Source organism: Herbidospora sp. RD11066 (assembly GCF_054661255.1).
This window is the reverse complement of record NZ_BAAGDO010000001.1, coordinates 1,182,634-1,196,312: the sequence shown is the minus strand read 5'-3', so window position 1 is coordinate 1,196,312 and position 13,679 is coordinate 1,182,634. Positions and strand designations below refer to the sequence as shown.

8 protein-coding genes are annotated in these 13,679 nt (G+C 70.8%); 5 read left to right on the top strand and 3 right to left on the bottom strand.

Annotated elements, in window-relative coordinates; genetic code table 11:
• Positions 1-38 precede the first annotated feature (38 nt).
• From edd to eda, 3 genes are read left to right on the top strand one after another with little or no spacing between them, the layout of a single operon-like run.
• Positions 39-1,862, top strand: coding sequence for a phosphogluconate dehydratase (gene edd, locus ACYQ78_RS05380; protein ID WP_459799544.1), 1,824 nt, complete (start codon positions 39-41; stop codon positions 1,860-1,862).
• Positions 1,863-2,822 carry a glucokinase gene (locus ACYQ78_RS05375; RefSeq protein ID WP_459799543.1) on the top strand — a complete coding sequence of 320 codons (960 nt, stop codon included), beginning with the start codon at positions 1,863-1,865 and terminating at the stop codon, positions 2,820-2,822.
• On the top strand, positions 2,819-3,436 hold the full coding sequence (eda, locus tag ACYQ78_RS05370) for a bifunctional 4-hydroxy-2-oxoglutarate aldolase/2-dehydro-3-deoxy-phosphogluconate aldolase (protein ID WP_459799542.1): 618 nt from the start codon (positions 2,819-2,821) through the stop codon (positions 3,434-3,436). Before ACYQ78_RS05375 ends, eda begins: the two co-directional genes overlap by 4 nt.
• A 112-nt stretch (positions 3,437-3,548) precedes the next feature.
• Here eda and ACYQ78_RS05365 read toward each other — a convergent pair whose 3' ends face one another.
• Complete coding sequence (locus ACYQ78_RS05365; RefSeq protein WP_459799541.1) at positions 3,549-4,562, bottom strand: LacI family DNA-binding transcriptional regulator; 1,014 nt, start codon at positions 4,560-4,562, stop codon at positions 3,549-3,551.
• Positions 4,563-4,988: 426 nt separating this feature from the next.
• Here ACYQ78_RS05365 and ACYQ78_RS05360 point away from each other — a divergent pair, with 426 nt between their 5' ends.
• Positions 4,989-6,275: an ABC transporter ATP-binding protein gene (locus tag ACYQ78_RS05360; RefSeq protein ID WP_459799540.1), complete on the top strand. Its 1,287-nt coding sequence runs from the start codon at positions 4,989-4,991 to the stop codon at positions 6,273-6,275.
• On the opposite strand, the gene ACYQ78_RS05355 is transcribed toward ACYQ78_RS05360, so the two are convergent.
• Positions 6,272-6,886 (bottom strand): ACT domain-containing protein, encoded by a 615-nt coding sequence (locus tag ACYQ78_RS05355; RefSeq protein WP_459799539.1) that lies wholly within the window; start codon positions 6,884-6,886, stop codon positions 6,272-6,274. The genes ACYQ78_RS05360 and ACYQ78_RS05355 overlap by 4 nt on opposite strands.
• 160 nt (positions 6,887-7,046) lie before the next feature.
• On the opposite strand from ACYQ78_RS05355, the gene ACYQ78_RS05350 reads away from it, so the two are divergent.
• Positions 7,047-8,408, top strand: a complete 1,362-nt coding sequence (locus ACYQ78_RS05350) for a sensor histidine kinase (RefSeq protein WP_459799538.1) — start codon at positions 7,047-7,049, stop codon at positions 8,406-8,408.
• On the opposite strand, the gene ACYQ78_RS05345 is transcribed toward ACYQ78_RS05350, so the two are convergent.
• Positions 8,353-13,518, bottom strand: a complete 5,166-nt coding sequence (locus ACYQ78_RS05345) for an amino acid adenylation domain-containing protein (protein ID WP_459799537.1) — start codon at positions 13,516-13,518, stop codon at positions 8,353-8,355. The two genes, ACYQ78_RS05350 and ACYQ78_RS05345, sit on opposite strands and share 56 nt — an antisense overlap.
• Between the last annotated feature and the right edge of the window lie 161 nt (positions 13,519-13,679).

Sequence of the window (13,679 nt, the reverse complement as noted above, 5' to 3'; positions counted from 1 at the left end):
GCTAATGTCCTGCATGTCCGTATTGAGGAGGGGACGTTATGACGCACCCGGCCGTCGCCGAGGTCACCGCACGCATCGCCGAACGCAGCCGGGAGTCACGCACCGCCTACCTGTCCCGTGTGGACGCCGACGCGGCCGAGCTGCGCCGGAGGGGACCCGCGCGGGGCCACCTGGGCTGTGCCAACCTGGCTCACGGATTCGCCGCCGCCGAAGACGACAAGCCGCTGCTCCGGGCCAACAAGCGTCCGGGCGTGGCGATCGTGACGTCGTACAACGACATGTTGTCGGCGCACCAGCCCTACGAGAGCTACCCGCCGGAACTGAAGAAGGCCGTGCGCGCGGCCGGGGGTGTCGCGCAGGTCGCCGGGGGTGTCCCGGCCATGTGCGACGGCGTCACCCAGGGGCGCGCGGGCATGGAGCTGTCGCTCTACAGCCGCGACGTCATCGCCATGTCGACGGCGATCGCGCTCTCCCACGACATGTTCGACGCCTCGCTGCTGCTGGGGGTCTGCGACAAGATCGTCCCGGGGCTGTTCATCGGGGCGCTGCGCTTCGGGCACCTGCCTGCGGTCTTCGTCCCGGCCGGGCCGATGCGGTCGGGGCTGCCCAACAAGGTCAAGGCGCGGGCCCGGCAGGCGTTCGCCGAGGGCAAGATCGACCGCGCCGAGATGCTCGACGCCGAGGCGCGCAGCTACCACTCCCCCGGCACCTGCACCTTCTACGGCACCGCCAACTCCAACCAGCTTCTGATGGAGGTCATGGGCCTGCACCTGCCGGGCGCGACCTTCGTCAACCCCCGCACCGAGATGCGCCAGGCCCTCACCGCCGCCGCCGCGAAGCGGGTCGTCGAGCTGACCGCGCACGGTGACGAGTACACCCCCATCGGGCACGTCGTCGACGAGAAGTCGGTCGTCAACGCCGTCGTCGCGCTGCTGGCCTCGGGCGGCTCGACCAACCACACCATGCACCTGGTCGCCATGGCGAGCGCCGCCGGAATCACGCTGACCTGGGATGACATGGCGGCGCTCTCGAAGGTCGTCCCGCTGCTGACCCGGATGTACCCCAACGGCGAAGCGGACGTGAACCACTTCCAGGACGCCGGCGGCATGCAGGTCTTCATCGGCACGCTGCTGGACGCCGGGCTCCTGCACTCCGACGTGCTCACCGTGGCCGGGCGGGGGCTGGACCTCTACCGGTCGGCGCCGGAGTTCAAGGAGGGCGAGCTGGTCTGGGCCGAGCGGGCCGAGGGCAGCGGCGACCTGTCGGTGCTGCGCCCCGCCACCGAGCCGTTCTCGCCCGACGGCGGCATCCACATGCTCGGCGGCAACCTGGGCCGGGCCGTGTCGAAGGTGTCGGCGGTCAAGGACGAGCACCTGGTCATCGAGGCGCCCGCCAAGGTCTTCGACGACCAGCTCGACCTGCTGCGCGCCTTCGAGCAGGGCGACCTCGACGGGCAGGACTTCGTCGCGGTGGTCCGCTACCAGGGCCCGAGCGCCAACGGCATGCCGGAGCTGCACAAGCTCACGCCGCCGCTGGCCGTGCTGCTCGACCGGGGCCAGAAGGTGGCGATCGTGACCGACGGCCGCATGTCGGGCGCCTCGGGCAAGGTCCCCGCCGCCATCCACCTCTCCCCCGAGGCGGCCAAGGGCGGGGCCATCGCGCTGATCAGGGACGGCGACCCGATCAGGCTCGACTCGACCGCCGGAACCCTGGACGTGCTGGCCGACCTGACCACCCGGACCCCCGACGGGGCTGCCAAATCAGATGACAAATGGGTGGGAACCGGACGCGAGCTTTTTGCCGCCTTCCGTCGTACGGTTGGACCCGCAGAACGCGGTGCCAGCATCTTCGGAGGGTTCTAAGTGAGCTACCCCTGGCTCGTCGCCGACATCGGCGGCACCAACGCACGTTTTGGCATCGTCTCCGGGCCGGGTGCGGCACCGGAGGCGGTGGCCGTCCTCAACGTGGCCGAACACCCCGGTCTGCCCGATGCCGTGAGCGCCTATCTGACCGACCACACCGACGGCGCCCGGCCGGGCGCCGTGTGCGTGGCCATCGCCGGTCCGGTCAAGGGCGACCACTACACGCTGACCAACGGCTCCTGGACCGGGTCGATCAACGACCTGGGCATCCCGCAGGCGGCCGTGCTGAACGACTTCGAGGCGCTGGCGATCTCGCTGCCCCACCTGGCGGGCGACGACCTGGTGCCGCTCGGCGGCCCCGCCCCCTCGGCCGGCATGGTGAAGGCGGTGCTCGGGCCGGGCACCGGCCTGGGCGTGGCCGGGCTGGTCCCGGCCGGTGACGGCTGGGTGCCGGTGCCGGGCGAGGGCGGCCACGTGTCCGTCCCGGCGGTGACCGACCTGGAGTTCGAGATCGTCAAGGCCCTCCGCAGCGACGGCCTGCCCTACGTCGACGCCGAGCACCTGCTCTCGGGCTCGGGTCTCCCCCGGTTGCACCGGGGGCTTTCTCTCGTACGCGGCATCAAGGCCACCCGCAAGAGCGCCTCGGAGATCGTGGCGGGCGACGACGACGTGTGCCGCGAGACGATCGAGGTCTTCCTGGCCCTGCTCGGCGGGTTCGCCGGCAACGTCGCCCTCACGCTGGGCGCGCGCGGCGGCGTCTACCTGGGCGGCGGCGTGCTGCCCCGGATCGTCGAGCGCGTCCGCGACAGCGACTTCCGGGCCCGGTTCGAACTGACGGGGCCCGCCCTCTCCGACTACCTGACCGCCATCGCCACCTCGCTGATCGTCGCCGAGCAGCCCGCTCTGACGGGTGCGGCCGCTTGGCTCCAGCAGCGGGCCACTAGTGTGGAGTACGTATGAGCAGCAGCCTCCTCGACATCGCCCCCGTCGTCCCCGTCGTCGTGATCGACGACGTCGAGACCGCCGTGCCGATGGCGCGTGCCCTGGTGGCGGGCGGGCTGCCCGTCATCGAGGTCACCCTGCGCACCCCGGCCGGGCTCGAGTCGATCCGCCGGATCGCCGCCGAGGTCGAGGGCGCGATCGTGGGCGCCGGAACGGTCCGCCGCCCGGCCGACGTCGAGGCCGCGGTCGAGGCCGGGTCGAAATTCCTGGTCTCCCCGGGCTCCCCGGCGAAGCTGATCGACGCGATGATCGCCTCCGGGGTGCCGTTCCTGCCCGGCGTGGCGACCGCGACCGAGGTCATGGAGCTGTTCGAGCTGGGCCTGCGCGAGATGAAGTTCTTCCCCGCCGAGCAGGCCGGTGGCATCCCCTATCTGAAGGCGCTCGGCGGCCCGCTGCCCGAGGTGCGGTTCTGCCCCACCGGTGGCATCCGCCCGGCGACGGCGCCCGACTACCTCGCGCTGGCCAACGTCGGCTGCGTGGGCGGCACCTGGCTCACGCCCGCCGACGCCCTGGCCTCCGGCGACTACGCCGCCATCGAGAAACTCGCCGCGGAGGCCGCCACGCTCCGTTGACAGCCTCGCCGGCCAGGCCATCCTCCCTCGGCCGAAGCCGGCGACCATGCCCGCGTCCGCAACCCGGAAGAACGGTCATGGGTACCCGGGCCCGTGACACCCAACCAAGCGGTCACGGGCCCTTCCCATGTCTGCCGCCGGTGGAGCGGCGGACCACCAGCTCCGGTTGGAAGACCAGTTCCAGGTTCTTGGACGGCGCGCCGTCGACGATCTCCAGCAGGGTCTCCACGGCGGCCGACGCCATCGCGACGATGGGTTTGCGCACGGTCGTCAGCGGCGGATCGGTGAACGCGATCAGCGGGGAGTCGTCGAACCCGACGACCGAGACGTGACCGGGCACGCTCAGCCCCCGGGCGCGGGCGGCCCTGATCGCGCCGAGCGCCATCAGGTCGCTGGCGCAGAACACGGCGGTGCAGCCCCGGTCGAAGAGGGCACCGGCCGCCGCCTGCCCTCCTTCGACGGTGGCCAGGCTGTGCTCGATGAGGTCGTCGACGTCGGAGACCCGCGTCATGGCCTGCCGGAACGCCTCGATCTTGCGCAGCGCCGGGACGAACCGCTTCTGGCCGAGGGCCAGGCCGATGCGCTCGTGGCCGAGGTCGACCAGGTGGCGCACCGCCAGCCGGGTGGCGAGCCGGTCGTCCGGGGAGATGAAGGGCGCCTGGATGGTGTCGTTGTAGCCGTCGACCAGGACGATCGGCAGGCCCCGGTCGGTCATCCGGGTGTAGCGGTCCATTCTGGCGGTGGCGTCGGCGTGCAGCCCCGAGATGAAGACGATGCCGCTGACGCCGCGGTCGATGAGCATCTCGGTGAACTCGTCTTCGGGGGCGCCGCCGGAGAGCTGCGTACAGAGAACAGGTGTGTACCCGTGCTGGCCGAGGGCCTTCTCGACGGCCTGGGCGAAGGCCGGGAAGATCGGGTTGTCCAGCTCGGGGGTGACCAGCCCGATCAGGCCGTTGCTGCGCTGGCGTAGTCGGAGCGGGCGTTCGTACCCCATGAAGTCGAGGGCGGTGAGGACGGCCTGCCGGGTCGACGGGGAGACCCCCGCCTTGCCGTTGAGCACACGGCTCACGGTCGCCTCACTGACCCCCGCCTGCACCGCGATGTCGGCGAGCCGGGCGTTGTTCATGCGCGTATCCTCACCGCCGGGCGGCGATTGAGCCAGGAACGCTACTTGACCCCGTCTGCACATTGCAGAAAGTAGGCCGCTCACCTTTGATCGGCCCTTGTCAGGGCCGGAAGTCAAATGAACCTTTCATGCCAGCGTTACGGGAAATGTCGGCCGATGCCTGACATTGCCGTGAAAAGCCGCAGGAAGTTCCGCAAGGCTTACGGACACCCGGAGGCCGCTCCCCGGTTTTCGGCCGTCCCAGAACACACGGGCACCGCCGCTTCATTGGGTCACCCCAGGTCCCGGCAACACCCCGGTAACCCCAGGGCCTCCCATTTTTCACGACATGTATGGACATGGACCGTGCCCACGCGATGTACTACCTCATCAATCACCCAGATGGCGGGCTCCGGGCACTGCGCGCCCGGAAGGGAACGAGAACCTATGAGCCAGGTCGTCCTCGACAACGTCACCAAGGTCTACCCAGGCGGATTTCTGGCTGTGGACCGGATGAACCTGCGCGCCGAGGACGGCGAGTTGCTGGTGTTACTCGGCCCTTCGGGTTGCGGAAAATCAACCCTCCTTCGCATGATCGCCGGGCTGGAGGACATCACCGACGGCGACCTCTGGCTGGGCGGCAAGATCGCCAATCACCTGGCCCCCCGCGACCGCGACGTCGCCATGGTCTTCCAGAACGGCGCCCTCTATCCCCACCGCACCGTCCGCGGCAACCTCTCCTTCCCGCTCGAGATCGCCAAGGCCGACCCCCAGATGGTGCGTGACCGCGTCACGGAACTGTCGAAGGCGCTGCACATCGACGAAACACTCGACCGCCGGCCTGGAACGCTCTCGGGTGGCCAGCGCCAGCGGGTGGCGATGGGCCGTGCCATAGTGCGTCAGCCGAAGCTCTTCCTGATGGACGAGCCCCTCTCGAACCTCGACGCGGGCATGCGCACCGAACTCCGCATGGAGATCTCCTCTCTCGTCCGGGCCCTCGGCGTCACCACCGTCTACGTGACCCACGACCAGATCGAGGCCCTCACCCTGGCCGACCGGATCGCGATCATGAACCGGGGCGTGCTCCAGGACATCGGCACCCCGGCCCAGGTCTACAACGACCCGGCGACCGCCTTCACCGCGGCGTTCCTCAGCTCGCAGCAGCTCAACCTGCTGGCGGCCACGGTGCGTACACCCCAGAACCAGTTCATCCTCCTGGACTTCGGAACACACCAGATCACGATGCCCTGGACCGATCCACGCGCCTACGCTGTGTCACAGCACACCGGAAGCCAGATCATCGTGGGCATCCGCCCCGACGCCCTGGCCCCGATGCCCGACGGCATGGACGGCCCGGTGTTCATGGGCCGGGTGCGCACCCTCGAATATCACGGCCACGAGTGGCTGGCCTACGTCGAGGCCGGGATCCCGTCGGTGCCGGTGCCCGAGCCGCCGGACCCCCGGTTCGCCCTGGCCAACGCCGCCAACGGCACGGGCAAGGCCCGGTCGATGATGCGGCGCCTGTTCAACAGCGACGTCGAGGCCGACGAGACCCCGTCGGGCCCGCAGCCGGGGCCGAACGGGCTCGGCTCGCACCGCCGGGCCGACCTGATCGTGCGACTGGGCGCCCGGCCGTCGTGGCGGGCGGGCGAGCACGCCCGGGTCGCCGTCGACGTGTCGCGCCTCATGCTGTTCACCCACACCGGCGCCCGCATCGACCCACCCCGCCGCTAACGCCCGACGCCCGCGTGGGCGAGGACGGAGACGACGTCCACCAGACGAGTGATCTTGTCCTGTTCGGCCTTGTGGAACGCGGGGCCCTGGCGCCGCGCCACGATGAGGTGCAGGTCGCCGATCGGCACGCTGAGCAGGTGGAGCGTGCCCTCGGTGAAGGTCGCCGCGCGCGGCGCGGTGAGCAGGGTGGCGTGGAGGGTCTCGGGCGCCTGCCAGCTCCCGTGGACGACGTCGCCCGACGCGGCGTCGACCGCGACCGCCCACTCGGCGCTGACCAGGTCGGCCACGGCGTCGACCAGCGTCAGCACGGCCCGCCCCGGTTCGGCCGCGACGTGGCCGAGCAGGTCGTAGTCGGGGTTGGCGCCGGGCGTCTCCCTGGTGGGCCAGGCCGCCTCGACCTTGACCCCGGGCACGACGCCGATGCGGTCGCGCAGTTCGTCGGGGCTGAACACGGCCGACCACGACACGGTGAAGTCGTCGATCGCCCGCCCGGCCTCGCGTTCGAGCACGGTCACCTGGAGGATGTCGGCCCCCATCACTCCGAAGGCCCTGGCCACCTGGCCGAGCACTCCCGGCCGATCGGGCAGCGACACCCGTAGACGCAGCAGCATGACCAGCCTCCTCTCCCCCACCACCCTGGCTTAGGCACGTTTCGGCGCTGTTCCAGGAGGATGTCCAGCATAAGGCGGTGTCCGATTCGGAAACCGGGCTTGGCCGACCTTTGGTGTTGTCGGGGCGGCGCGATGAGATCACGGTGAGTAGCCTCAAGGGATGTCCCTCCCCTGGCTGCGGACCCGCTCGATTCGCATGCGGCTCACGCTCGTCGCGGTGACCGTGGCGTTGCTGATCCTCATCCCGGTCGGCGTCGGCGGCAACATGATCACCCGCAGGCTGGTGATCGACAACATCTTCGAGTCGAGTCAGAACATCGCCTCGCAGATCTCCGCCGAGATCCGGATGGGCAACGTCCCCGACCCGATCCCGATCCGCGACGGCATCACCTATGTCCAGGTCGTCGCCCCGGGCGGCCGGGTGATCGAGTCGAGCAACCCGGCCCGCGACCTGCCCCCGGTCACCGCCGTCTGGCCGGCGCCCGACAACCGGATCATCCGGTTCACCTCCTGCCCCCTGCCCGACAAAGATTGCGTCTACGGGGTCGGCATAAGAGCCACCCCCGACCCCAACAGCGAGGTCGTGTACGCCGCCCGCGAGGCCCCCGGCTTCCTCGCCACCCGCAGCATGGCCCTGGCGATCACGGTGCAGGTGGCGCTGCTGACCGCGCTGATCGGCTGGCTGGCCTGGCGGATCACCGGCCGCGCCCTCCAGCCGGTGGAGGACATCACCAACGAGCTGGCCGAGATCACCGCCCGCGACCTGTCCCGGCGGGTACCGCTCCCGCCGGGCGACGACGAGATCGCCAGGCTGGCCCGCACCGCCAACGCCACGCTGGGCCGCATGGAACGGGCGATCGAGCAGCAGCGCCAGTTCGCCGCCGACGCCTCCCACGAGCTGCGCACCCCCATCGCCGGCATCAGGGCCCAGCTGGAGAGCGGGCGCCTGCACGTCGAGGACATGCCCGAGGCGATCGAGGCGGCGCTGCGCGACACCGACCGGCTGGAGGCGATCGTCACCGACCTGCTGTTCCTGGCCCGGGTGGGGTCGGCCGACGCCCACGTCAGGGAGCGGGTCGACCTGGCCGGGCTGGTCGGCGCCCGGCTCAAGCCCAGTTCCGAGCGCATGCCGAGGAAGCTGCGCCTGGAGCCGGGCGTGGTCGTCGAGGCGATCGAACCCCAGCTCGCGCGGGCCTTCGGCGAGCTGCTCGACAACGCCGACCGGCACGCCGCCAGCGAGGTCTCCGTCAGCCTGACCGCCGAGGGCGGCCAGGCCGTGCTGACCGTGCACAACGACGGCGACGGCATCCCCGAGGCCGACCGCGAGCGCATCTTCGAGCGGTTCACCCGGCTCGACGCGGCCCGCAGCCGGCAGCGCGGCGGCAGCGGCCTGGGCCTGGCCATCGCCCGCGAGGTGGTCGAGGCGCACCACGGCACGGTCACGGTGGAGTCGGAGCCCAACGGTGTCAGGTTCGTGATAAGGCTGCCTCTCGCCGGTCCGCCACCGCCTGAAGACCGATGAGGTCGTCCGGCGGCGCGTCGGGCACGTCGGCGTCGAACCGGGCCAGCAGCGGCACCCGCAGCGCCACGAGGGCGATGAGGGCGATGGCACCGGCGAAGATGACGTACAGGAGCCCGATGCCGGCGCCCGCGGGGCCGCCGACGGCGTCCTCCATGAACTCGGCGCCGAGCGGCGCGACCACGCCGAAGGCCAGCGGCAGGGTCGACCAGGCGACCAGGGTGTTCAGGGCGATGACCCGGCCGTGGAACCGCTGCGGCACCTTGACCTGGATGATCGTCGCGTAGACGCCGTTGACGACGGTCAGCGCGAACGACATGCCGAACGCGCCGATCGCGATGATCACGAGGCTCCGGTCGAGGCCGGTGACCGCGCAGAACACCGCCAGCCCGAGGGTGGCCAGCAGCATGCCGCGCATCCGGTGCCGTCGCGGACCGCCCCACAGGGCGACCAGCAGACCGCCGAGCAGCACGCCGACGCCGCCCGCGAACGACACCCGGGCGACGTCACTGACGTCCCGGGTGACGTCGGCCAGCACGAGCGGGCTGAGCAGCAGGAACAGCGGCGACAGGAAGACGTTGAGGCCGGCGAAGAACAGCAGCATGGCGCGGAAGTTCAGGTTGAACCAGGTGTAGCGGAACCCGCCGACCATCTCGGCCCAGATGGTCTCGCGGCGGCGCAGGCCCATCACGCGGGGGAACTTCACCAGCAGCACCGAGGCGATCGCGAAGGTGTAGCTGACGACGTCGATGATGAGGATGCCCTCGAGCCCGATCGTGCCCATCAGCCCGGCGGCGATCAGCGGCACGATGAGCTGGGACGACCCGGTGACCATCTGCACGATGCCGTTGGCATGGCCCAGCAGCCGTTTCGGGACGAGCTGCGGGATCGAGGCGCCGTAGGCGAGCCGCTGGAAGGTCAGCGCTATCGACAGGATCGCGAGGAGCGGGTAGATCGTCCAGACGTGGAGGTTGCCGGTCCACAGCAGGATGCCGAGGGCGAGCTGGGTCGACCAGGCGCCGACGTCTCCGGCGAGCATGACCTTGCGGCGGTCGTACCGGTCGACGATCACGCCCGCGAAGGGGGCGACCAGCATGCCGGGCAGCAGGCCGATGACGGAGAACAGCGCGAAGTTGACCAGTGAGCCGGTGGTGACGTAGATCCACAGGGGTACGGCGAACTCGGTCAGCGCCGAGCCGATGATCGAGACGAGCTGCCCCGCGGCCACGGCGCCGAACCGCTTCATGCTCGGCTTCGGGCCCTCGTCGACGACGGGCTCGTCGGAGGTGGCCTGGGTCCACCAGGTGCTCTCGGCGGTCCGGGGCACGACCTCGCGGGTGGTGACGATCTCGGCGAGTTCCTCGGCGCGGTGCTTGAGGAAGAAGTGCCCGGCCTCGTCGAGGACGACGCACGAGCTGGCCGGGGCCAGCCGCAGCCATTCGCGGAAGCGTTCCTGGTAGAACTCGGTGGCCGGGTCGCGCTCGCCGACGACGGCGACGATCGGGGCGTTGATCACCGGTCCGCCCGACTCCGACCAGAGCTTGGTGAAGTAGGCCTCCGCCTCGCGGGTGCCCTCTCGGCGGTTCTTGATGATCGCCCTGAGCTGGTCGTCGTCGAGTTCCTCGACGTCGAGACCGGCGGCGATGAGGCCGTTGGCCCACATCCGGTCGGAGCGCATCTTCTCGGCCATGGTGCGGACCTTGCCGACCAGCGAGCTGGGCCGGGAGAACGGGAAGACGCCGCCGAGGTGCAGGACCTCGACCTCGCGTCCGGCCGCCTCCAGGCGGCGGACGATCTCGACCGCGAGCATGACGCCCAGGCCGCAGTGGCCGTAGAGGGCGATCGGGCCGGGGACCCGCGCCAGGATCTCCTTGGCGCACTCGTCGGCGACCTCGGGGATCGGCCGCCCTTCCTCGTCGAGGCCCCACTCCTGGCCGGGGACGGCCACCGAGTAGAGGGCGACGTGGTCGGGCAGCGCGTCGGCGAGGGGCTGGTAGATCGCGGCGCTGCCGCCGCCGTACGGGACGCAGACGAGGTTGGTGGTCGTGCGTCTCGGCGGGGTGAGGCGGTGCAGGAGCTTTCTGGGCCCGTCGTCCTTTCTCGACGCCAGGGCTCTGACCGTGCGGTGCTTGAAGATGTCCATGATCGTCACCGGGCGTTCGGTGACGCGGCGGAGCTTGGCCACGACCTGGGCGGCCAGCAGCGAGTGGCCGCCGAGGGCGAAGAAGTCGTCCTCGGCGCCGACCCGGTCGACCTGGAGCACGCCCGCCCACACCTCCGCGATGGCGCGTTCGAGGTCGGTCGCCGGTTCCACGTAGACCGACCCGGCCTCGCGCTCGGTGCCGGGGTCGGGCAGCGCGGCGCGGTCGACCTTGCCGTGGGATTTCAGGGGCAGGGCGTCGAGCCAGACGTACCGCGACGGGATCATGTAGTCGGGCAGCAGGTCGGCCAGTTCGGTGCGCAGGTCGCGCGCCTCGCCGACCAGGTAGGCGACGAGGCGGTCGTCGCGCAGCTCCACTACGGCCTGGCCGACTCCCTCGCGGTCGGCCAGGACGATCTCGATCTCGGCGAGCTCCACCCGGTAGCCGCGGACCTTCACCTGGAGGTCGCGGCGGCCGAGGAACTGGAGGTCGCCCGAGGGCAGCCAGCGGCCGAGGTCGCCGGTGCGGTACATGCGGGCGCCGGGTGCGCCGAACGGGTCGGGCACGAACTTCTCGGCGGTGAGCGCGGGACGGCCCAGGTAGCCGCGGGCCAGCCGGTCGCCCCCGAGGTGGATCTCGCCGGGAACGCCGACCGGGCAGGGGTTCCCGGCCGGGTCGAGCACGTAGACGCGGGCGCCGGGCAACGGGCGGCCGATGGGCAGCAGGCCCTTCTCGTCGTCGTGGACGTCGTGGGTGGTGACGCCGACCGTGGCCTCGGTGGGGCCGTAGTGGTTGACCACCCGCAGGCCCGGCCTGCGCAGGCCCGCGGCCCACTCGGCCGGGGAGGCCTCGCCGCCGAGCAGGAGCAGTTCCCTGGGCAGGACGTCGGCCTCGGGCAGCAGCGAGGCCAGGTGCGACGGGGTGATCTTCAGGTAGTCACTGTCGGCCATCGTCACGGCGAGTTCGTCGGCCGCCAGGCGCGGGTTGAGCAGCGTCAGCGTGCCGCCGGTCATCAGCGACAGGTAGAAGACGGTGATGCCGAAGTCGAAGCTGAGCGACTGGAGCAGGGCGTAGGACCCGGCGTCCTTGGGCGCCAGGCGCTCGCGGACGCCCGAGAGATAGGTGAGGATCTGCCGGTGCTGCACCGCCACGCCCTTGGGGCGGCCGGTGGTGCCGGAGGTGTAGATGACGTAGGCGAGGTCGTCTTCGGAGATCTCCGGAAGCTCTCCAGAGCCGCGTTCGTCCGGGGTGACCGTGTGGGTGACGCCGGGCAGCTCGCGCCGGGTCACGGCGATGTCGATGCCGGCGTCGTCCACCAGGTAGGCGAGGCGGTCGTCGGGTTGCGCCGGGTCAAGCGGCACATAGGCGGCGCCCGCCTTCAGGACACCCAGGATGGCGACCGCGATTTCGGCCGACTGCTCTAAGCAGACGGCGATCCGGGAGTCGCGTCCGGCGCCCAGGTCGCGTAATCGGGCGGCCAGTGCGTCGGAACGTTCCGCCAGGTCACCGTAGGTGAGGTCGACGCCGTCGCAGCGGATCGCGACCCGGCCGGGCGGGCCGTTCACCACGTCGTGCAGGAGCGTTCCGGCCCGGTCGACGGCGCCGCCGTCGGAGAAGGCGAGCACCTCCCCGGCCGGGAGGGCGTAGGTGGAGACCGGGCGGTCGGGGTCGGCGACGACCTGGGCCAGCAGGGCCGCGAAGTGCTCGCCGAGGCGCTCGATCGTGGCGCGGTCGAACAGATCGGTGTTGTACGCGAACTGCGCCCAGTAGCCGCCCGGCCGCTCGTACAGATAGAGCGACAGGTCGAAGCGGCTCACCCCGGCCTCGACCCGGAACGGGGTCAGCGTCAGGCCGTGGCCGTCGAGGCCCTGGCGCCAGTTCTGGAGCGCCATCGTCACCTGGGCGATCGGCGAGCGCGAGACGTCGCGTTCGACCTCCAGCTCCTGGACCAGCCGGTCGAACGGGAGCTCCTGGTGGGCGTAGGCGTCGAGGGCACGGTCGCGGACCCGGGCGACCAGGTCGGTGAACGTCGGGTCGCCGGTGAGGTCGGCCCGCATGGCGAGGGTGTTGATGAACATCCCCGCCACGTCGTCGAGTTCGGGAACGCTCCGGCCCGCGCTCGGGGAGGCGACGGCGAAGTCGTCCTGGCCGGTGTAGCGGCCGAGCAGCACCTGGAAGGTGGCCAGCAGCACCATGTAGGGGGTCACTGTGCCGTCGCGGGTGATGACGACGTCCACCGGGAGCTCGTACATCGCCCCGGCGTGGCCCATCTCCGGCGGGCGCGGCCGGTCGGTCGGCAGGTCGAGGACCGGGACGTTCTTGAGGTGCTCGCGCCAGTGGGCGATGTCCTTCGTGTGGTCGCGGTCGCGCTGCCAGACGGCGTAGTCGGCGTAGGCGACCTTCGGCGGCGGCTTGAGCGCGTCGCCCCTGGCCAGGGAGAGCAGCTCCGACAGCACGATGTCGTGCGACCAGCCGTCGGTGACGAGGTGGTGGGCCGACAGCAGCAGGATCCGGTCGGCCGGTGAGAGCCGGACCACCAGGGCGCGCAGCAGCGGGCCGTGCTCCAGGTCGAACGGGCGCTTCAGCGCGGTCTCGATGATCTCCCGCGCCTCGTCCTCGGAGGCGGCCTCCCGCAGCTGGAACTCGGCGCCGGCCTCGGGCCGCAGGGTCACCACCGGCACGCCGTCGTCGTCACCGGCGAAGCGGGTGCGGAACACCTCGTGCCGGGCCGCGACCTGGTGGAACGCGTCTTCGAGCACCGCGTCGTCGAGGTCGCCCTCAAGGCGGATGGTCAGGGGAACGGTGTACGTGGTGGTGCCCGGCCGATATTGCTCCAGGAACCACAATCGTTCCTGGGCCGGGGAGAGCACGAGGGGCGCGGCCGGGTCGCGCGGGGGTATGGCGCGGGTCTCCTCCCTGCGTCGTAACCGCTGGGCGAGGAGGGCCTTCTTGTCGGCCGACAGTGTGCTCACGGAATGCTTCTTCCGACGACGGTTTGTCAATTTCCCTTACTGTAAATAGTCTTTACAGTTAAGCGGAGATCGTCAGTCTCGCACGCCCACAACGTGCACACAATGACTGAAACGAGGGCTTGTCGGGCACTCCATCGGCGTGGTTCACTGACGCCGATCGC